The sequence below is a fragment of the Brucella pituitosa genome (assembly GCF_003049685.1).
Lineage (GTDB): Bacteria > Pseudomonadota > Alphaproteobacteria > Rhizobiales > Rhizobiaceae > Brucella > Brucella pituitosa.
Map to the genome: position 1 here is coordinate 1,640,944 of NZ_PYSY02000001.1, position 20,881 is coordinate 1,661,824.

Below are 20,881 nucleotides of genomic sequence, written 5' to 3' on the forward strand. Positions count from 1 at the left end.
CTAAGCCGCCTTATGGTCAAGGCGCGTCCAGCTACGCCATTCGAGCCAGCCAAGGCCGAACGGGTGGCGTATCTTGAACTGCACTGCATCCGTATTAAAATCGATACGGCTGTCAGTGAAAGGCGCTTCCTGCCCTTGCAGATAAACCCGCACAGCGCCGTCCATCTTCGACGGTGCTGCAACCAACCACGATGCATCAGGATCACTTAGGCGCGGCTCAACGACCACTTGCAGCTTGCCTGCCAGCGGGTTCACGTCAGCGATTGCGGAAGCCTGAATGCTGGCGAGAAGGCGAAGTGCGGTTTCCTCAAAATCGGAATGCACAAGCCAATGTGTCGGATAAACACCGATCATTACATCGCCCACACCCTTACGCTTTGCCATGGCAGAGCGTGCGCCCATAATCTGCTTGACTTCCGTCAGACCATCCAGTGTGAGGTCAACAATATTGCCACGGCTTGCATGGAAAACCGTTTGACCGTCCTTCATTTTCGGACCGGACAAACTGCCCTGCTGCACATAAGCAACCTGACGATCTGCAATTTCCGCAGCCATGCGCTTGCCAAACTGCGTGCCGTCATTGCCAAGGCGCGAACCAGCATTGATCGTCAATTCATATGACTTGCTGGTAATGCCGCCGATCACGGCAACACTGACTGTCTCGCCGGTTTCGTGAATAAACGAATGCTTGTATTCGCCACTCTCTAATTTGTCGGCGATTGCAAGACTGGTCCAATCAGCAAGGCCGCGTGTTTCTGCATTGAATGTTGAAACACTATCGCGACCAAACAAAGCAGCCATAGGGGAAGCTGCTGCATCCAATTCCCGGCGCATAGCGAGATTGAAAGTACCGCCTGCAATCAGCGGGAAATCGGATGTGGTGGCAGCACGGCGAACAACTTCCGCATCAGATAGGCCAATGGTTGCAATACCAGCATTGCGGCAAAGACGTTCAGCCAATGCACGTTCACCTTGTGCAAACACTTCCGCAGCCTGCCCGCTAGGCTGTTCACCACGATTGACAGCATCATAGAAATTCACAACGGCATTGCGCAGAATGACAGGATTGTCGAGTGTCTCATCATTATGCTGCCGGATTGTGCGAACAGGCGGAGCGCTGCGCTCTACCGCTGCAAGCGCCAAGGCAGTACGCTCACTGTCTGGCGCGTCGGAATTGCGCAGCGCTTCACGCACAGCGTCTGGAACGCCAGCAGCACGGCAAACCGTGTCCCACTGCTCAACCGACATGCGGTTGTTTTCGATCACATCTTCGGGGTCCATAGGACTGCTCCTGATTTTTGAATGGGGATCAGCAGGATTGACCACAAAGCTGCCCTCGATCAGCTTCCCCGAAAGGGCTGTTCTGATCTTGCGGCCTGTTGCGGGGTCTTTGCTGTCGCGCCATTTCGAAACTGAAAAAGAAATGGAAAAGCTCGATTGCACGCCATCTTTAAGATTGGCGGCGAGCGCGTCATTATCAGCACGCGAAGATAAGCGCCCTTCGGCTACGAGGGCTTGAATGTCGCCTTCGATTGTTTCGAGGCGGAAGTTTTTAAGAATGCCCACCGTGTCCCGAACACTGATGGAATGATCTGTTTGCAGTGGCAGACTGTCCGGCCAGCCGTTAGCGCCGAACGATGCAAGGTCCAGCACTTCAAAATGGCTTCCACAATTTACGGGTGCAGATGTTGCGACAACAACCGTAAAGGATCGCGTTTCTGGATCGTAGCTGTTCGGCTTAGACTGTGCCTGAAACCGACGAACAAGATTTGTCATTGTTGATTTCCTTGAATTTTGACGGTTTTGTCGGCTTCAAATTCTGACTGCACAGTCTCGTATTCTCGGCCCCGCGCCTCGATGATTTCCTTGCGGGACTTTAAACCAGCATTCAGCAGGGAAATATCGGCGTTGGCTTCCTTGAGACGGTCGATTTCCGGCCAGCTTGGTTCGATCCAACCATGGTCAAGATCGGCTCTAATCCGGCCTGCCAGTCGCTCGATAGCCTGCCAGCGGGTGAACACGGGATCGAGAACGCCCTCGATCAAAGTAACTTTGCGAGTGGCTTCCGCCTTGCGGCGTGCTGTCAATGCACCGCCACGAAAACTGGAATAATTCACGCCCTCAAGATCGCCGATCAGATCTTCATAGGTCACACCAACCGATGCCGCTATCTGGCGATAAAGCACCTTGATAAAAGCGTTGAAGTCGGGCGACTGTGGACCGTTGACAACTTCAACCTGTTCACCGGGACGTGCACGAATAATAGCACCGGGTTCCAAAGATGGATTAGGCTCACCGTCAAAAGCATCTGTTCCGTCAGGACTGGTCAAGATTGCCGTCAGCATCGCACTAACCTGCAACTGCTTGAGCCGCGCTTCTATTGCGATGCTTGCATTGTTGAGAACCGGCAAAGTTGCGACAAGCGCACTGATACCGCGCACTTGTCCGGGAAACTCATGCTCAAACACATGCACAACATCCGGTGCATCAAATCGAACCGATTGCGTGTTACGGGCGAATGGATCGCCGGGAGAGTTCGGCAATATCCAATAACCAGCAATCACGCCAAGGCCATCACGCTCGACACCGGCAACGATAGAGCCGGACGCGCCCAAGTCTTCATTCTTGGAACGATCAAGCTGTTCGGGGTCGAGAAGCTGAAAAGCGTATCGGCCATCAATGACACGATGCAAACCAAGAATTTCACCGCTGATCACCCACGAACGGATCGAAGCACGCTGCATGGCAGTAACCGACATAAGCGCAGATGGGTCAATGCGCGTGGCATTGAACCGGGCACCAACAATCTGATCAGGTGTATTCAACCGAACACCACTGCCCACGATCTGCGATACAACCAGATTAACCGCCGAACGCACAACAGGATCATTCACATAAAGCCCAGCAACACGCTGGGAAACGGTCTGGCCTGCCTGTCGAATATCAGCCGAACCAGAGATCACACGCGGATCATCCGGCCAGTTTACGCTTGCAGCGTTCACGGCACGTTTATGGTTTGGATTCCCTTTGTTCGAACGCGAGAAAAGTTTAGGGAAAGGCAGGGCCATTATTCGATCTCCAATCTCTAAGCTTTATCGAACAAGCCTGCCAGCTGATCGCTGAGATGCTCGCCTAAAACCCTCGTATCGACAACAACGAAACCCGGTAAACGCAAGCGAAGTGTTTCTTCGAGGCTATATACTGTTTCAACTTGTAGTCGTTCACCCTGCCTGACATTGAACGCTGCTAGATATGGCAATTCTCCTACTTGCTTTGCGAACACTGGATCGTCGGCTACAGCGGCATAAACGAAGGGAACCGCGAAGCCAGCCACATGGAATGCATCACTGAGATCCGAGATTATGCGCCATTTCGTGAAATGGTTGACAATGGCTAATTGAGCTACATCGCCGACGACATACCCCCATCGGCCATTATCCTGCTGAGTACCAAGCTGGAGAAGTCCGCGCCGCCGCCAATCCCGCAAGACATCAGGTGAAAGGCCGGTTCTTGCTTCAACTTCCGAGGGTGAGATTAAACGAGTCATCTTAAATATCCGTGTGATTGTCACACACATAATACCGTGTGATGATCCCATGTCAATGCTCGAAAAAATGATTTATTCAAGCTACCACTTATATACTTGCCAAGCGTTGCGGTGTGGATAAGTTTAGCTACGAGCGTGATTGCGACATGTGCTCCCGCATTTCAACGCCCTCCAACGCTGCGAGTGCATTGAGCGCCTTCTTGTCCGCAACCTCAAGAACACGGCTCACGCCACCAAGAATGTTATTATATGGTCGGGATAAGTCTTCACTGATATTTCCCAAACATTCGATAGCAGTGCGCAATAACGCCGAAACGTCATATGCATCATCAATTGCAAGATTGAGTTCATCTTTATCGATCATGGCAAAATAACTCCCTTTTCAGCACAAATACGACGTGCATACGCAAGGGCTTCGCGCTTTTGGTTCGAATCTAAGCCTGACCACAACAGCAAAATTTCCGCGTCAATTTCAGACAAGCCTTCGGGATTAGCCGGAATAGCAGATTTCGGCATAATGTACCTCCATTGATATATTTTAAATCAAGTGATATGCGTAATATCATCAGATTTTTAATTGATCAATAGGCTATCAAAAGATATGTCACATATCACGGGATCGCAAATTCGCGCAGCCAGAGCATTGTTGCGTTGGCGTGCAGAAGATTTAGCGAATGAAGCAAAAATCGGCGTTGCTACAGTCAGGCGAGCGGAAGCAAAAGACGGCGACCATGGAATGACAGATGCAAACGAATCTGCAGTTCGCACTGCATTTGAAAAGGCAGGCGTTATTTTCGTCGCTGAAAATGGTGAGGGGCCGGGTGTAAGATTAAAAAAATCCGGCCAATAATAATTATAACCCGAAGAAGGAATACTGGGGGATTCTAGATGAATGCAATCCAAACAGAATACAACGGATACAAATTTAGGTCGCGGACAGAAGCAAGATGGGCCGTATTTTTCGCCGGTCTTGGAATAAAGTATGAATATGAAAAAGAGGGCTTCAAGCTTAACTCTGGTCCATACCTTCCCGATTTTTGGCTCCCAAAATATCAAATGTGGGTTGAAATCAAAGCTGATTATCCATCAGATCAAGAAAAAGTGCTTTGTGACGAACTAGCCGAAGTAACTAATTTTACTACGTTACTAATCTTCGGACAACCTACGCCAGAGGGCTACGGCATATACATATCGCCCAATAGTGATTTTCCATTTTCTGGAGAAAAATACCTATTTGGTCAAGATAGAAAGGTCGATAAGGTTCTTTGGATACTTGAAGAAAATCAAGAGCGCGGGATCTGCTTAGATCCTGATAAGAATGATCGGTCAGGAGATAAATATTTGCTAGGTCAATATGCATCTTGGATAAATGCCGCTCTTGAAGGGGCGAGTTCAGCCAGATTTGAACACGGCGAAAAACCAAATGTTTGAGAAAGAAAAAATCATGACCTCAGTCAAAATCGATGTACAAGAGCGGCATCCAGCTGGCTTCAAATCGCGGAGAGAAACACTTGGCTTAACCCAAGAGGAATTAGCAGCTTCCGCCGGCATAAGCGTTCAGGAACTTGACTCCCTTGAAAACACCCCTGCCAATTCTGGAAGTTACAACTTTGCGAATGCAGTCAAAGTTGAACAGGCGCTCGCCCAAGCCGAGCCTAAATAGCTAAATCAAGTCGCCAACTTGGCGACTTGATCAACTGGCCAACTTGGCCACATGAAATACGGGTGACACCGTGTCGCCCGTCCGGGCCTGCAAATTTGCAGCCCCATATTACTTATCGCAGCCACTTCGACTTCGTAACGGCCTGCACTTTTGGCGCGATTGTTTCTACACCAAGCCGCAAATCATCAATGCGCTGATCCCAGTTGATATTCAGTATCTGGCGTGCTGCGAAACCATACACAACACAATCCAGCGCTTCGGCTCTACGACCGGGAATGCGCTCAAATCGGCGTTGTGGCTGGCCGCGTGTATAGCGCACAACAACCCGCTCACTGGCAAGCTGTTCAAACCACGACAACGGCAACCGATCAGAGAAACGGATTGTTCGCCCTCTCGATAGCCGCGCTGTCAGGTGAGATTTCAAACCGTCCACGCCGACAATCCAAAGCGCCCCACCTTTCACTTTCGACTTGGATTTCTCAATCCATGGACGATTTCCGTTTACGCCCTTGATTGCCAGAACCTTACGCGAAGAACGCGGAAAGCAGAACGAATAGACGTTTTCCATCGTCTCGCCGTCAGAACTATCGATTGCAACAGCATCCAGCCCTAGCTTGCCACCGAGCGGATGATCAAATCGCATTTTTAGAACAGCATCAATTTCGGTCCATGTTGCGTCATCATCTGGCAAGCCCCAAATCACCTTGTGATCAAGGATCATAGCCTCGCCATCCCGCGTCCAACCGATAATTGTAACCTCAAGGCGGTCGCGTTGCGTGTCTACTCCTGCTGTGAGGGCAAGAACGCTTTCTGGCAGCATATCAAGCGAGATCGCTTCGACACGGCTTGCCAGTTCGCTATCGTCCATTTCCTCGCCGCTTTCACGCCACCCCTGCCCCAGCACAAGATTGATGAATGTTTGCAGCAAAGCAGGATCGTCTTTGGCTGCAAGAAACTCTTTGGCGAGAATGCCCCACGCTGCATTTTCCAGCGGCGACACTAGCGAGTTGATACGAAACCCCGCATGGCCTTTCACTTCCGGCGCTGTGATACGCCAGCGACCGGCTGCAACCATGCTGCCCTTGTATCTTTCCTCGACGACAGAACCGCAGCCAGGGCAAGCCCAATGAGCCTTTTCCGGCTCACCTTCCGGCCAGTGAATGTCCTTCCATTCGATTTCGTGGAAGTCTCCACATTCAGGACAAGGCACCTCATAAATTCGCTTGTCTGAACGCTCATAGGCGCTCAACACATGGCTGCTATCTTCATAGATCGGGGTTGAGCCGATTATGATTTTCCGATCAGGAAAAGACATGGTGCGCCGTTCGGCAATCGGGATAGGACTGCCTTCCTTGGTCATTTCCATGCCGTCAGTCTCGTCCATGATCAGGATACGGGCATTGTGAGCGCGAAGATTGCGCGGTGCTTTGGCCGCGATAACTTTGAGACTGCCCCCGGGAAAACGCCGTGACAAAAGCGTATTGCGTTTCTCGCTGCCTTTATCGCTTGCCAGCGCATTCGCAAGACATGGCGAAGCCTCAAAAGTCGGCTCGACATTCGACACAACAAATGTTCGGCAATCATCCTCAGTTGGCAGCACGAACAAAACGGGTGCCGGTTCGTTCACCACGTGCGAACCAAGCAGACCAACCAGCAATGTGGTATAACCAATACGGGCAGATTTCACGACCGTAATGCGTTCAATCTTCGAATCGCTCATTGCATCGGCCATGCCACGCTGAAAAGGATATAGCCGAATAGGGCCGCGCATGGCCGACACATCGGCAGGCAACCGCACTTCACGCTCGATCCATTGCGACAGTTGCAACCGTGCAGGCGGAATAATCGACCGGCGCGAACGCTCACGAACTTCGATAAGTGTTTCACTGATCATTGCCAAACTCCGTAAGCATCCGGCGCAGTTCGCCGTCTATGGCTTCAATATCCTCAGCCGTCAGGTGTGGCAGAAGCTGTCTCAGCCGCGAAGGCACGGCGAGAACGCTTGAACGCAACTGCATCCACTCACCCGACCAAAGCCGTTCCACTTCGCTCGCAGACACCAACTCACGCCGAATGGTCGCATTTTTCAGTTCGACAGCATCCGCTTGTGCCTTTGCCAGCCTTGCGCGTTCCGCCGTCAGTGAGATCGCCTGCTTTTCCTCACCGAACAGCGTGGCACCTTGCGCCTGACTTGCTGCACGTGTCGGATTGATATTCTCGGAGATCCAGAGTTTGCACCGCGCAACGTCAATTTTTCCATCGCGCTCCACAGGCATTCCCGCAGTGATCATCTGCGAAACCCGACCGGGAGAGACATTGATCAGCTTGGAAAAACCGCTTTTCGAAATGGTGCGCGGCTCTTGTTTTAACGCCGGATCGGCTGAAACTTCATGAGAAATATTCATGAGTATCACCATCTAACCAATTGTTTTTAGCTATAAAATTTAACTGCACAGACCGAAATCCCGCAGTCGCGCTCACCCGCAGCAGACAGATACCCGGAAGGACCCAAACGCTCATGCCCCGACTGCCCTTGCAGCCATTGGCACCACATTCCCGCCGCCTGCCTGCCTTGCCACCAGTGCAGCCATGAATGCTGGTAGTGCCTTCACTCCACCGCGTGGGAAGCTCATAGCCTTGGCATCCCGTGGAAACGGCCAGCCCCTTGCCTCAAACTCGCACTGCCAATCGTTCCATTGAGCGCTGCCCGATGTGACAGCTTCCATCTCGAAAGCCATCTTGCGGATCGAAGGCGCAAGCGTTTCATGCTCAAGCGCCTTTGGCTGTTCGAACATGCTGTTGATCTCAGGCCATCCATGCTTAGCTTGATGATCCAGAACAAGGGCTGGTCTTTTCTCAATCTCAATCAGGTTTCGAAGCAAAGCGGTTCCCGGCCTTGGCAATGCCCCCGGCCCTTTTGCCAATTTGTCGAAAACAGCTATCGACCATGCCGCCTTGAATGGTTCATCGGCAGCGTCATGCACACGCGCCGCGCTCAAGGATTTAATCAGGGATTTATTCAAAGAGGTTTGTAGGACATATTTGTCCACCTTTTCGGCATTCAAATGTCCACCTTTAGGGACAGCCGTGTCCACCTTTTCAACTAAACGTGGACAATTCTGTCCACCTTTATCAGGCGCGATAAACGCTATATCAGCGCCCGTTTCGTCCGCTTTCGTGCCTACCTTGATAACTGCAAAATACGTCAGCGCCTTCGAACGTCCGCCATTGCCATTCGTCGCAACATGGCCGCGCTCACGCAATAATGAGACAGCGCGCTGGATCGTCTTTGGAGAGCAACCAGCCTCTTTTGCAAGCGTCTCATATGACGGCCATGCATTCAGGTTTCCGCTACTGGCGAAGCCCCTGCGATTGAAATAGCGGCTAATACGAAAGGCAGCATCGCGTGATACTGTCGTAAGCTGCTGATCATCGTAAATCTGATCCAGCCACGCCATGCGGCTACGGGTGAAATCATCGCTCATTGCTACGATCCCCCGTATTGCTTGAATTTGCCAGCATACGCGCTTGTTTCATCGCTTCGATAGCGTCTAGCGCTGTAAGAGCAAAACGCTCACGTAGGACAGGTATTTTGGCGCCTACGCATTGCTGTCCGCATTCAAACAGCCATTTCGCAGCAACAAGAATTTCTGGATTAAGCTGATCAGCCATCATCAAGCCTCACCAAGCTGCAAGACTAAACGAGTTTCACCACGATCATCAACCGCAGCAACTTCAAACCAAGGCTGGCCCGGACGTGCCAAAGCTCGCACCTTGTCCTTTGCCCTGACTGTGACAGTCGGGTATTTGGTACGGTCGATATGAAGTTCTGATTTTTGGGCAACGATACGCGTGCGCCAAGATGATTTGCTCGAACCGCCAATCGTAGTGGACTTGCCACCACCAACGCGCAGAACGGCTTCTATCTCGATTATAGGGCGGCTGGGATCGGTAGTGCCTTGAGCCGTGAAAAACGACAATCGAACCGGCTCAGCAAATGCCCGATCGACAACGGCCATGGCCCGATCTCGTAAGCGATGATAACGTGCAGGCATCATATCGACACCTCACATACATCAGCGGCAGCAATTATTTGCCCGCGTTCAACCGCTTTACAGTAAGCCGGTTTGTTCCAATAATGTTCATGGTTTTCCTGTAGTTCGCTGGAAAACCTATTCTCTTTAATTTCAATAAGTAAGGTGGGTTCAAGTGGAAGCCTCCACTTTCCTTCACTAATTGAATTCTTAGCATTCAGACCACCAGATCGTGTCCGACAATCGAAACGATTTTCGGCAGGTGTCATTCCATTGTGAAAGCTGGGTGGCCTTCCAAAAGTGGTGCTCGTTTTTGGGAGAAAGACATGCGTAAGACAAGATTTAAAGCGTGCCGCATGGTTATGATAAAACGCGGCACGCTTTAGAAAAGTCAGACTATTGCTGGCTCAGTTTCAGCCACTTTTGTTTCCGTTAGCGCAGTCTCCGCCGGTTGTGTTTTCGACGAAAGAGCGATCATTGCGATGATGAATGCAAGGACGGCGCAGGCCGCAATGCCAGCGACCATCGGCAAGGGCGATCCATCAAAGACAGCACTCGTCACGGCAATAGCCAAACCGCCGATGACAAATTGCAGTGTCCCCATCAGCGCAGACGCAGTTCCGGCAATCTCGCCATAATCCTCGAGGGCAAGCACCGCTGTGGTCGGAATGACAAGACCCAAAAATCCATATCCGACGAACAGGAATGCAGCCATCACATAGAGCGACTGGTAGCCCAGCAGAATGACTGCGAGTAGCGCAACCATCGACACAGCAAAGCCGGTGACTGCCATCTTGACCACACGGCGTAGTCCAAAGCGCGCACCAAGCACACCATTGAGCTGCGAAGCCGCGAAGAATGACACCGCATTGACGGAGAACGCGATCGCATATTGGCTCGGCGTCAGACCATAATGGTCGATCAGCACGAAGGATGAATTCGCCAGATAGACGAAGAATGCCGAGATACCAAAGCCGCCAATACTTACCAGACCAAGGAAATAGCGATCCTTAAGCAGACGCGCATAACCGCTGAGCGCACTGCTGATATTGCTCTCAAGCCTCGCTTCCGCACCGCGCGTCTCTTTGAGCAGCGATCCGATAAGGGCGATACCGATGAGGGCTGCAATAAACACCGCCCAGAACACGCTGCGCCAGCCAAAGAAGCTGATCAGCACCGAGCCGGTCAGTGGCGCCAGAATTGGCGAGATGGAGAAAACCAGCATCAGCAGGGACATGAGGCGCGCGGCATCCACACCCGTGTGCAGATCGCGAACGATCGCACGTGGAATGACGGAACCGGACGCAGCACCGATACCTTGCACGAAGCGGAACAGCACCAGAATATCGATATCCGCTGCAAAGGCCGATCCGATGCTGCCAATCGAAAACAGAACCAGACCGCCATAAAGCGGCAGCTTGCGACCGATCATGTCGGAAAGAGGCCCAAGGAAAAGTTGCGCCAGAGCCAGCGCCAGAAAGAACGCAAGCAGACTCATCTGCACCGCGCTCGTCTCCGCGTGGAGATCTGAAGCGATTGTCGGTAGTGCAGGCAGATACATATCTATTGCAAACGGACCAATAGCGGACAAAAGGCCGAGAATAATCGCATTGCGCACGAGACCAGAAGTCATGGGGAGGAGCGCTTTCATCAATGTTTCGTGAGTCGCCTGTTACGAATTTGGACCCATTCAGGCCCGCGGCACCGCTTGGGAGGATGGGAAAGCCTAAGTCCAAATATCGCAACAGAAGTTCTATCCACATGTTAATGCTGCATATTTTTAACAACTTCTGCGACGCCCCCGGCCCCCAACCGGATATCCCAGCCTTTAAAAATAGTGTAGCAATCGCCATAATGGACGGATTGTCAAAACCGATTTGACACAAGTGTAAAATTAGACACCATTGTCCAAATCGTCAAGTCGTCTTATGTTAAGGATATGAAACCTACTGACATGCTCGATATAGCCGTTCTATCGGATAGACCCGCCACCCTTCCCAAAGGGGTGGGTTCAACGGCCATCAAACCGGGGCAATGCATGAAGCGCGACTTCATTCTTTGCGCTGCCGCCCGCGTTTTTTATCGCGATGGTTTTCAGGGTGCGAGTATCGATTTGATTGCCAGTGAGGCCGGCGTATCCCGCCAGACGATCTATAATCACTATCGTGATAAGGAAGCACTGCTTGCTGCAGTTGTTGACGACGCCTTCGACAGAATGATGTCGAGCCTTTTTGCGGTACTCGCAACCTTTCCGCAATCGAGCGAAAATCTTGAGAACGATCTGATCACCTTCTCCATCAGAATGAGTCGCAATTGCGTTTATGATCCGTCGACCGCATTTTTACGCAAAGTATTTCAATCCGACGAGGACGCCCTTCCGCTGGGCTCAAAGCTTTGCAGCACCAAAGGCCCGGCGCAAGGTGTGCCCGCCATCGCCGCCCATCTGGCACGACTTGCCCTCGCCGGCGATTTGGTGATTGAAGACCCCGATCTTGCTGCCCGTCATTATCTGGCGCTGATCAATGCCGATATCCACTACCATCTCCTGACAGGTCAAAGCATCGACGATTCCATCATTGAGCAAAGTTCGATCAATGGCGTCCGAACATTTCTGATGGCATTCGGCAAGCGTGCATAAGCTGTACGCTTTGTCTTTTAGAACTTTCAAATTCACGCATTGATTGCGCTCTCGACCCCACCAACGTGGGAGTTGAGCTTTTTCACGATATAATTTTCAATTCCCTTGAGAACAAACTTGACATCAACCCGCGAATCCGTGGGATAAGCAAAATATGGTACAGGACCTGATCCGTTATGATATTCTAGCTCAGGAAGCCCTCCGTGGCGTCATTCGCAAGGTTCTTGCGGAAGTGGCGGCGACTGGCTTACCTGGAAATCACCATTTTTTCATCACGTTCCTTACAGGAGCGCCTGGTGTGCGCATTTCATCGCGCCTCAAGGAAAAATATCCTGAGCAGATGACAGTCGTGTTACAGCACCAGTTCTGGGATATGCTGGTTACGGACCAGCTGTTTGAAATCGGCCTTTCCTTCGGTGATGTGCCTGAAAAGCTGACGATCCCCTTCGCCGCTATCCGCGGCTTCTATGACCCGTCAGTGAATTTCGAACTTGAGTTCGATGTGTCCGTTGTCCAGCCAACGAGCGACAACGATGAAGGCAGCAATATTTCTTCGATTGAGCTGATTTCCTCCGAGGAGGCTCCGGCAAAGTCGCCAAAATCAAAATCCAGGCCGCGTAAAACTGCGACTGAAAAGGAAGATGCTGCTGCCAAGGATAAAGAAGCTACAGACAACGAAGAGACGGAACCCAAGCCGTCTGCAGATGTTGTCTCGCTCGATTCCTTCCGCAAAAAGTAAGTCTTCCCATTCTGAAACACTCTATGCGCCGGCAGAAGAAAACCTTCTCCCGGCGTTTTGCTTTTTTGGCTTAAAATTTCAGCGCTTATCATCGGCAGCTGCTTGGCAATTGACTTTAATCAAAGCGTGCAGACTATTAGACTGTAAATACTGGAGCACATCCCGAAAAGTGGGAACCGGTTTTCGGAACAAGATGTGGCAAAAACAAAAGACAGAGCATTTCTAATGTTTCAATTTAAACTGGAAATGCTCTGGATCGACGGCAACTCATCTGGATCGGTTATAATATGCTGCGTTTAATTGCTCAGATTGTCTTATGGTTTAGTGGCATCGTTGCAGGCTTCTTTGTCGCCAAAGACGCGCCGAATTTTCCGCTGTGGCAGATGACTTTCGGACTGCTTCTGCTCGTGATACTTTCACTGCTGATATGGTGGTTCACCAACCCGAAAAAGCCAGGTAAATAAGAGCATCGAGGCTGTTATCCCTCTGGCGGCTTATTGTTATGGCAGGCATTCATGAGTGAGATCGTCAATCTGCGCCAGTTCAAAAAGAACAAAGCGCGTGCCTCCAAGGAAAAGCAGGCTGAGCAGAACAGGGTTCTGTTTGGCAGGACCAGGGCCGAGAAGGATTTCGCGCAGGCAGAAATCCGTAAGGCAGAAAATTTTCTTGCACACAACAAGCTCGAGTCACGCGATAAATCGGACGACAACACGTGAACCAGTCAGCCCGCTTGAGAAAGCGCTCTGTCACTATCCGCGGCCACGCCACAAGCTATACGCTTGAAGAACCTTTCTTCGAAATCCTTGAAGAAATAGCCCAGAGCCGACAGGTTTCCTTGGCATCGCTGATTGCCGAGATCGATGGACAGCGTGAGCGCACGATCAACCTTTCATCTGCCCTACGCCTCTACGTGCTCGACTGGCTGAAATCGAGGCTTCAGATTTAGAGCATAATCCGACCGGAGTGAAACGAGGATCGATAAGATTATGCTTCGAACAAATGGGTTAGAGCGCCGATCTGTTTCAATCCGATAGAAACGCGCTCTAAGGCTGAGGGCTTGGCGCCGTACTCGGCGATTGCTCCAAATCCTTCAGAAATTCATTCAACGACTGTCCGCTCTGCCCATCCAGCTGAGCTGGCGGATTGCCACCCATTGCAGGGCGCTGCGCTTCCAAAGCATTTCGTGCAGCCTGCTCGCGCGCTTCAGCCTCGGCCTTGCGTCGCGCTTCCTCTTCAAGCCTGAGACGTTCACGCTCCTGCGCGTCCGATGAAAGCAGATCAAGCTGGCGACGTAGGCGCTGCTTTTCCATGATGCCTGCCTGCATGGCCTCGACCCGTTCCTGCTCGCGCTCGAGCGCACGCTGCGTCAGAAACTGAACCAAAGGCTGACGATCAAACTGAACCGATGGTTCTTCATAAGTCCCACCGATTGAATATCGCAGATTGGCGGCGCTACCGGACTGCGTGGCTTCAGCCTGTTTGAAAGAGAAACTGCCTTCTCCGTTCAGACGCAGTGTGGAGAGATCCAACTGCAAATCCCCTGCCAGCACCGTGTCACCCGAATTGAGACTAATCGGTGCCAATCGGGCAACACCCCCAGCCACTGTGAAATCAAATCGCGCATTACCTGCAACAAAACGTCCCTGACCAACTGCTTTGTCTGCAATCGCGGCAAACTGCTTTGCATCCGGCTGCGAAGTGCCAGCAGGTTGATCGCCCATGGCATCAGCGGCTGACAGCATGCCCGGGAAAGCGTTTTGATCAAGGCCATTGATCGCAAAACTCTCAACATCCGCACTGCCTGATCCTGCAAGTGATGAAACAAGATCAGCAACGCTCGTACCGCTGCCATTCAAAGACAAGGCTGCCTTAACCGTGCCTGCGAAGGGGCTGCTACCATCTGGCAGACGATAAAAATCCTGAAGCGCCGCACCACTCCATTTGAGATCGGAGGTCAAAAGCGCGGTTTTGTCAGTGTTGCGTAATGAAACATTACCAACCAGATAACCACCAGCCCAGTTGCCTGTCAGCTCCCCGAGAGTGAGATCATCCATGCCCTTCTGGAGTCGGGTGGAAAAATCGCTCAATGCCCCAAACCCGTCCATGTGAGCCTGTGCAGCGGTAAGCTTCATATCAATGAGCAAAGGCAAGGATGGTCGCACTGCAAATGGTGTCTTTGGCCAGATTGTCGCTTTAGACGGTTTAACAGGCTCAACAGCCTCAAGCCCCAGCATGATCGCTGCAAGACTACCCAGCTCAATAGAAGTAAGCTTGGCTTCACCTTTGAGCTGCGGCAGGCCGCTGTCGGAAAAGTTTGCCTCTATGCGCGCGGAAACATCATCGCCACCAAGCTTCCCCGGAAAATTTGGGAGGCGAAGAAGACCTTTGGCAAACTGGAAGTCGCTGGAAAGATCGGCGGACAGTCCTTCGCCAAATCCCGGAAGCGTATAACCCGCAGTTGCGATAAACGGCTGCAAATCAGCAGACTTCACCTGCGCCTTACCGCTTGCGGCAATATCGCCACCCACCAGCGAAAGGATGCCATCGGCGGCAGCTGTCCCATCAGGGGCCGTCAGCTTGAGTTGTGTCCGCATACCCGCGCTCGGTGCGCCTTGCATCGTCAAATCCGCAGTCAACTCACCAGCAAGCCCGAGAGGCAATGAAGGCACGCCCAGAAGAGCGAGAACAGTTTCTCCGTTCTGCGACGAGGCAGTTCCGTTCAACTGCATTTGCATCGGATCACTCTCGGAACTCCCACCACTTGTGGTGCCTGAGAGATCGAGCTTCATTCCACCCGCTTTGCCGGTCACGCTGAAAGATGCTTCACCACCCTCGGCGGGGGTCTTTGTGTTCGCTTCTTTGGTGCGTGAACTCTTGTCCTTGCCAACATTCTCCCCTGCAGCGGGCATTGGCGCAGCGTTGCCATTAGGGGCTGCGACCGCATTGGCGATAATATTAATCTCCGTATCGTCAAACAGGCCCGGATAATTGTCCGCGCGCGCTGAAAGCGACCGGAAAAATGGGATCAGTGGATGACGATGTGCGACCAGCGTCAGAAAATGCGACAGATCGGCAGACAGCAACGTAGCATCCAGCGAACCTGATGGTGCCGATGCGAACGGCTCATAAGCACCCGTCGCCGTTAAAGTCGTACCGGCCACATCGTTGACCATCAGGCGGTCAAAATCAAAACGTCCACCATGCACGCGCACGGCCAGATCGACACTACCTGCTTCCATATCCTCATACTGGACCGGACCAGCCTTGAAACCGATATCAAGCGCCTGTCCTTGAAGGGAAGCCATGCCATGACCACTCGAGAAAAAGCCGGTAAATGCTAGCAACGCATTGCTCTCTACTGCGCCACCGTGCAGCCGCAGCGTAATGGCGGGCTCGGCAGAACCCGCAACCTGCCGCAAGAAGCTGCCTTTCAGCGATGTCTGACCCAATCCGACTTCAAGTTCGTCAATGCTCTGCATGCCATCGCGCAGATCAACTTTGCCGGAGAAGCCGACACTATCAAGCTTGCGGATCGATTCATCGACGGTTTCATTGAGCCACGAGGCGAGACCGGACGGCTGACGCGAAGCCACAAGCATATCACCTGCAAAGCCAAAATCCCGACCAACCGAAAGTCTGCCCTTCGCTTCAACCTTCGTGCGTCCCGGCAGATCAGCTGCAAACTGGCGAATATTCCAACCATTACCATCAGGCCCTGCGCTGATCGTCACCGAACGAATTGTGGTGCCACCAGCAATGACCGCAGGCAAACGCAGTTCCACATTGCCGGGCATTCCCGGTATCGGCAATTGTTCGAGCATACGGCGGACAAGCGCTACACGATCACCGAGGGGCACAGGTGTGGCCGCTTGCTGGTCTTCTGTTGTTTCGACGGGCCCCCAGAAAATCTGCTGTCCATCGGCGCTGATATCAAACCGGGGCGTATCACCGTAATCAATGAATGCTTTGCCGTTCACTACATAAGGGTTATCCGCAGGCCCCTGTTCCATACGGAATTCGCTGGCATCAAACCGGCTTCTGTCCGCGTCGAACTTACCCGATACCCGCAAGTCGCTAAAAAATGGCTTGTCTGTCGGTGTCTTCTGATTTCTGGTGTTCTGCGCAACGGCATCCGCCGAACGAAGCGAGAAGTTTCCTGCGTACTTAAGGCGGCCATCCGTGAGCGTAATATCGCCATCCGTTTCAAAGGATGCTGGAATTGCATCAGGGGAAATGCGTGCTCTTAACCGCAGCGAACCATCAGGTTTCGCTTCACCGCTATTGAGATCAAGCGCGAGCTTCTGCCCTTCGATGTCCAATGTGCCGTTTGCCTGCCAGGGTCCCGACAAGCTATTCGCAGACATCACCGCATTAATGGAGGTGGCCGTAAGAATACGTCCGCTTGCTTCATCGTGTAATGTTGCTGTGCCGTCGAGGATTGAAAGCCGCTCGACCTTGATATGGGAAGGGTCAATTGGCGTGGAAGGACGAATTGCCCAATCCACCTTACCGTCCTTATCAAGGGATATAATGGCCTGCGGACGCTCGACGCGCATATCAAAAATCAGGAGCTGCCCGCGCAGAAACGGCATCAGTTCGGCATCCATCGAAAACGTATCGACAGTCATCACCGGATGAGCTGCATCGGCACCCACGCGAACATCGGAAAACGCCACAGAAGGAAAAGGCAGCAAGCGCGCGCTCACATCACCTGTCACATGGACCGGACGACCGAGTACCCGACTTGCTTCACGTTCAAAATCGGCACGATAGCCGCTCCAGTCGACAAATGGCGGCACAACGAGCGCTGCAGTCAAAAGCAGCACCAGCAATCCACCCACGATGACGAATATGCGGCCCAAACGAAGCTCCGATAAAATGCTAAATGCTCGCCGCATGAAACAAAGGGTGAATCACGCGGTCTTTATCGGTGCAACATAACGGCATCGTTCCGGCGATAACAAGGCAAATTGCCTTTCGCCGAAGCGATTCACGGCTGATTCATGAACGATATTGAATCGCCTTCTCAAAAAGACGATTCAAATGGCTGATTTGAATCAGGAAATAAGGATTTTTCCGGGGTTCATGATGTTGTCCGGATCGATCGCTTTCTTGATCATCCGCATGTAGTCGGTCGCTTCGCCAAGCTCCATGGGAAGATATTTCATCTTGCCCTGTCCGATCCCGTGCTCGCCCGTGCAAGTGCCTTCCATGGCCAGAGCACGTTTGACCAGTCGATCCATGAAATCTTCGGCACGCTCCATCTCCGATGCGTCATCCGTATCGAGCAAAAGCAGAAGATGGAAATTGCCATCGCCGACATGACCAACGACTGGCGCGATCAATCCGCTTTCAGCCAGGTCTTTTTCAGTTTCTGCAATGCAATCGGCAAGGCGCGAGATCGGCACGCAAACATCCGTTGAAACACCCTTGGCGCCCGGACGCAACAGGAAGGACGCCAGATAGGCATCGTGCCGTGCACGCCAGAGCCTATCGCGCTCCTCCGGATCATTGGTCCAGCGGAACTCTCCGCCGCCATTTTCCGCAGCGATTTCGCCAAAGATTTCCGCCTGCTCGGCAACGCCGGTTTCCGTGCCGTGAAACTCGACAAACAAATAAGGCTGCGCTTCATAAGGCAGTTTGGAATGCAAGATCAGCGCTTCCATCTGGAGTTTATTGACCAGCTCAATGCGCGCAACCGGAATACCCATCTGAATGGTTTCGATCACTGCGCGGCAGGCCGATTCAACATCGGGGAATGGACAGATACCGCCCGAGACTGCCTGCGGGATGCCCTGCAATTTCAATGTGAGTTCAGTGATGATGCCGAGTGTACCTTCCGAGCCGATCAGCAGCCTTGTGAGATCGTAGCCCGCAGCAGTCTTTTTCACGCGCTTCGATGTCTCGATCAGCCTGCCATCTGGCATGACGGCTTTCAGCGCCAGTACGTTCTCACGCATGGTGCCATAGCGAACAGCATTCGTGCCGGAAGCGCGCGTCGATGCCATACCGCCAAGCGTTGCATTCGCACCCGGATCAATGGGAAAAAACAGCCCCGTATCGCGCAGATATTCGTTGAGCTCACGCCGTGTGATACCCGGCTCGATCACACAATCGAGGTCTTCCGCATGGACCGACAGAACACGGTTCATCTGCGTGAGATCAATCGAAACACCACCCGCAGGCGCATTCACCTGGCCCTCAAGCGAAGAGCCTGCACCAAATGCGATCACGGGCACCTTATGCTCGGCGCAGGTGCGAACCACATCCTGCACGTCTTGTGTATTCTGAGCAAAAATAACGATGTCAGGTGCCTGTGTCGGCACATAGGTCGTCGTGTGGCCATGCTGCTCGCGGATTGCCTGTCCGGTCTGTGCGCGTTCACCGAAACGCTGTTTCAGGATTGCAACTGCGGCAGCAATACCCTCCTCATTTCGCTGAAGAGCAACCACATTCTGAAGTGACATCGTTCATTCTCCGTATTTCAAAGTTCAAGCAGAAGCCAAAGCCAGCGCGACCGGGTCTTGCCCCAGATGCTCGGCAATAGCCCGCACAACAAGGTTGTGATCCTCACGCTGCGGCAGACCAGAAACAATAGCCGTTCCAATGACACCCGCTCCCGCCACATGGATTGGGAAGCCACCGCCCGCCAATGCATAATCTGCTACATCCAGCGCCTTGTGTGCAGCGAACATCTTGTCGTCGCGGTTCTGTTCCAAAACGAGGCGATAGCTCGAAGCATGAAATCTGCGCACGACATTGAACTTGCGGCGAAGCCATTCACTATTGTCCACAGTCGTTCCTGCTGTTGCAGCAAAGAACAAGCGGCGATCCCAGAGCGATATATCAATGGCAACTGCAAGCTTTTGCTTTACAGCCAGATCACGTATCCGATGGCCCAGTGAAAACGCGTCGTTTTCATTGAAAGACGTGAAAATCAGCGCCTGTTCCTGCCGGATGATCTGCTTGATATCGTCACTCTGCGCCATGTTTTTCTTCTCCCCTGTGCATGTCGCGGAAAAGTGGGAACCGGTTTCCCGATAACGACATGCTTTAAACGCGATGTGAGTTCTTTTGCGCCCTCATTCACATGATTGCAACAGCTGAACAATGCCATCAAACTTGATTGATGGGACACAAGCGGTTAGTGGAACTTTATGGCTCAGAACCCAAATATTGATGTACCCGCAAAAGGTGACCGCATACCGGAGTTTGTGGAAACCGCCGTCTTTAAACGCGACGTGTTTTCCGAAACCCGCGCTGGCTATTTTGCAGGCGATCCGGACACGCGGATCATCCGTCGCGTGGTCAGCGCTGCACCATGGTGGTCGAAGCCGCTTGCCTGGATTCTGGCGCGGCGCGAAATCCGTGGACTGAAGACCGTGCGCGGTATCGAAGGCGTTCCACAGCTTCTTTATACCGACCGTGACGGCCTCTATCGTTCATGGACAGAAGGCACGCCGTTGCATCTTGCGCGTCCATCCGATCCAAAATGGTATCGTACAGCACATCGCATTCTACGCGACATGCGTCGCCTTGGTGTCACGCATAATGACCTTGCCAAGCCGCAAAACTGGCTAATGACGCCGGAAGGCGAAGCAGCCGTCATCGATTTTCAGCTTGCAAGCGTGCATCGTCGTCGTGGTGCGCTCTATCGCCTGTTGGCCTACGAAGATTTTCGACATCTCATTAAGCAGAAGCGCGCCTTTGCCGCCGATCTGATGACGCCGACTGAAAAGCGCATTCTGGCGCGCCGCTCACTACCGTCACGTATCTGGCTGGCAACTGGCAAGAAGGTTTACAACTTCATCACCCGTGGCATATTCAATTGGTCGGACGGTGAAGGTACAGGCGACCGCATCGACAATGAAGGCCCGACCATCATGGCCGCCCTCAAATCCGATCCGCGTGTTAAAGATGTGGCGCTGGCGCTTTATTCGCTGCCTGCGAAAGGCGTTGGCCTCTATGCTTTCGTTGAAACGCTTGATGCAGATGAAAAGAGCCTGCGCGTACGGCTCAAGGGCACCAAGCTCGAACTCATCCAGCCGGTCGCGCATTTGCCGCGTCGAGCCGATGGCACGATCCGCGATGACATTCTTCGTCTGATCGCCATGAACCAGATGACAGAACTCGATGACCTGTTGAGCCGCGAGCCGGAAATGCGTGGACTGGTCGAAGCTCTCGCTTCGCACCGCCTCAATTTCACCGACCGCCGCGTCACGCAGCTTGAGTAATTTAACGCTTTCGCTGGTTTTTCATC

23 protein-coding genes are annotated in these 20,881 nt (G+C 52.5%); 9 read left to right on the plus strand and 14 right to left on the minus strand.

Annotation, left to right across the window (positions count from 1 at the left end; translation table 11 throughout):
- The 5 genes from C9380_RS08125 to C9380_RS26780 form a co-directional block, all read right to left on the minus strand.
- Positions 1-1,776: a phage major capsid protein gene (locus C9380_RS08125; protein WP_012091785.1), complete on the minus strand. Its 1,776-nt coding sequence runs from the start codon at positions 1,774-1,776 to the stop codon at positions 1-3.
- On the minus strand, positions 1,773-3,068 hold the full coding sequence (locus C9380_RS08130) for a phage portal protein (RefSeq protein ID WP_128093348.1): 1,296 nt from the start codon (positions 3,066-3,068) through the stop codon (positions 1,773-1,775). The genes C9380_RS08125 and C9380_RS08130 overlap by 4 nt, the downstream gene beginning before the upstream one ends.
- Before the next feature lie 17 nt (positions 3,069-3,085).
- The gene (locus C9380_RS08135) at positions 3,086-3,547 is read right to left on the minus strand and encodes a MerR family transcriptional regulator (RefSeq protein WP_041545116.1); all 462 of its coding nucleotides are present in this window, start codon (positions 3,545-3,547) and stop codon (positions 3,086-3,088) included.
- A gap of 127 nt (positions 3,548-3,674) precedes the next feature.
- Positions 3,675-3,911, minus strand: coding sequence for a hypothetical protein (locus C9380_RS08140; RefSeq protein ID WP_040129194.1), 237 nt, complete (start codon positions 3,909-3,911; stop codon positions 3,675-3,677).
- Entirely contained in the window at positions 3,908-4,063 is a 156-nt protein-coding gene (locus tag C9380_RS26780; RefSeq protein ID WP_158304326.1) for a hypothetical protein, read from the minus strand. The genes C9380_RS08140 and C9380_RS26780 overlap by 4 nt, the downstream gene beginning before the upstream one ends.
- A 130-nt stretch (positions 4,064-4,193) precedes the next feature.
- Between C9380_RS26780 and C9380_RS08145 the strand changes: the two genes are divergently transcribed.
- The 3 genes from C9380_RS08145 to C9380_RS08155 are packed head-to-tail and all read left to right on the plus strand — an operon-like array spanning position 4,194 to position 5,210.
- Positions 4,194-4,397, plus strand: coding sequence for a transcriptional regulator (locus C9380_RS08145; RefSeq protein WP_353954639.1), 204 nt, complete (start codon positions 4,194-4,196; stop codon positions 4,395-4,397).
- Positions 4,398-4,435: 38 nt separating this feature from the next.
- Complete coding sequence (locus C9380_RS08150) at positions 4,436-4,978, plus strand: PDDEXK family nuclease (RefSeq protein ID WP_012091781.1); 543 nt, start codon at positions 4,436-4,438, stop codon at positions 4,976-4,978.
- Positions 4,971-5,210, plus strand: coding sequence for a helix-turn-helix domain-containing protein (locus C9380_RS08155; protein ID WP_012091780.1), 240 nt, complete (start codon positions 4,971-4,973; stop codon positions 5,208-5,210). Before C9380_RS08150 ends, C9380_RS08155 begins: the two co-directional genes overlap by 8 nt.
- 112 nt (positions 5,211-5,322) lie before the next feature.
- Here the strand turns inward: C9380_RS08155 and C9380_RS08160 are convergent, their stop codons facing one another.
- From C9380_RS08160 to C9380_RS08185, 6 genes are all read right to left on the minus strand, one after another.
- Complete coding sequence (locus C9380_RS08160) at positions 5,323-7,104, minus strand: phage terminase large subunit family protein (protein ID WP_012091779.1); 1,782 nt, start codon at positions 7,102-7,104, stop codon at positions 5,323-5,325.
- Positions 7,094-7,615, minus strand: coding sequence for a DNA packaging protein (locus C9380_RS08165; protein ID WP_012091778.1), 522 nt, complete (start codon positions 7,613-7,615; stop codon positions 7,094-7,096). The genes C9380_RS08160 and C9380_RS08165 overlap by 11 nt, the downstream gene beginning before the upstream one ends.
- A gap of 111 nt (positions 7,616-7,726) precedes the next feature.
- Positions 7,727-8,695 carry a helix-turn-helix domain-containing protein gene (locus tag C9380_RS08170; protein WP_012091777.1) on the minus strand — a complete coding sequence of 323 codons (969 nt, stop codon included), beginning with the start codon at positions 8,693-8,695 and terminating at the stop codon, positions 7,727-7,729.
- Complete coding sequence (locus C9380_RS08175) at positions 8,685-8,885, minus strand: hypothetical protein (protein ID WP_040129192.1); 201 nt, start codon at positions 8,883-8,885, stop codon at positions 8,685-8,687. The genes C9380_RS08170 and C9380_RS08175 overlap by 11 nt, the downstream gene beginning before the upstream one ends.
- Positions 8,885-9,268: a hypothetical protein gene (locus tag C9380_RS08180; RefSeq protein WP_012091776.1), complete on the minus strand. Its 384-nt coding sequence runs from the start codon at positions 9,266-9,268 to the stop codon at positions 8,885-8,887. Before C9380_RS08180 ends, C9380_RS08175 begins: the two co-directional genes overlap by 1 nt.
- A 367-nt stretch (positions 9,269-9,635) precedes the next feature.
- Entirely contained in the window at positions 9,636-10,877 is a 1,242-nt protein-coding gene (locus C9380_RS08185; protein ID WP_100560130.1) for a multidrug effflux MFS transporter, read from the minus strand.
- Positions 10,878-11,183: 306 nt separating this feature from the next.
- On the opposite strand from C9380_RS08185, the gene C9380_RS08190 reads away from it, so the two are divergent.
- The 5 genes from C9380_RS08190 (at position 11,184) to C9380_RS08205 (ending at position 13,567) form a co-directional block, all read left to right on the plus strand.
- Positions 11,184-11,882, plus strand: coding sequence for a TetR/AcrR family transcriptional regulator (locus tag C9380_RS08190; RefSeq protein ID WP_128093349.1), 699 nt, complete (start codon positions 11,184-11,186; stop codon positions 11,880-11,882).
- 154 nt (positions 11,883-12,036) lie between these two features.
- Positions 12,037-12,621, plus strand: coding sequence for an SspB family protein (locus C9380_RS08195; protein ID WP_111786509.1), 585 nt, complete (start codon positions 12,037-12,039; stop codon positions 12,619-12,621).
- 287 nt (positions 12,622-12,908) lie between these two features.
- Complete coding sequence (locus C9380_RS26785) at positions 12,909-13,085, plus strand: hypothetical protein (protein ID WP_164844639.1); 177 nt, start codon at positions 12,909-12,911, stop codon at positions 13,083-13,085.
- 51 nt (positions 13,086-13,136) lie between these two features.
- The gene (locus tag C9380_RS08200; RefSeq protein WP_024899615.1) at positions 13,137-13,337 is read left to right on the plus strand and encodes a DUF4169 family protein; all 201 of its coding nucleotides are present in this window, start codon (positions 13,137-13,139) and stop codon (positions 13,335-13,337) included.
- The gene (locus C9380_RS08205) at positions 13,334-13,567 is read left to right on the plus strand and encodes a ribbon-helix-helix domain-containing protein (protein WP_024899614.1); all 234 of its coding nucleotides are present in this window, start codon (positions 13,334-13,336) and stop codon (positions 13,565-13,567) included. The genes C9380_RS08200 and C9380_RS08205 overlap by 4 nt, the downstream gene beginning before the upstream one ends.
- 97 nt (positions 13,568-13,664) lie before the next feature.
- Here the strand turns inward: C9380_RS08205 and C9380_RS08210 are convergent, their stop codons facing one another.
- The 3 genes from C9380_RS08210 to C9380_RS08220 form a co-directional block, all read right to left on the minus strand.
- Positions 13,665-17,483, minus strand: coding sequence for an AsmA family protein (locus C9380_RS08210; RefSeq protein ID WP_128093350.1), 3,819 nt, complete (start codon positions 17,481-17,483; stop codon positions 13,665-13,667).
- A 195-nt stretch (positions 17,484-17,678) separates the two neighbouring features.
- Positions 17,679-19,088 (minus strand): FAD-binding oxidoreductase, encoded by a 1,410-nt coding sequence (locus C9380_RS08215; protein WP_128093351.1) that lies wholly within the window; start codon positions 19,086-19,088, stop codon positions 17,679-17,681.
- Between the two features lie 24 nt (positions 19,089-19,112).
- Positions 19,113-19,610: a heme-degrading domain-containing protein gene (locus C9380_RS08220; protein ID WP_105705764.1), complete on the minus strand. Its 498-nt coding sequence runs from the start codon at positions 19,608-19,610 to the stop codon at positions 19,113-19,115.
- A 168-nt stretch (positions 19,611-19,778) separates the two neighbouring features.
- Here C9380_RS08220 and C9380_RS08225 point away from each other — a divergent pair, with 168 nt between their 5' ends.
- On the plus strand, positions 19,779-20,855 hold the full coding sequence (locus C9380_RS08225; RefSeq protein ID WP_128093352.1) for a serine/threonine protein kinase: 1,077 nt from the start codon (positions 19,779-19,781) through the stop codon (positions 20,853-20,855).
- Positions 20,856-20,881 lie beyond the last annotated feature (26 nt).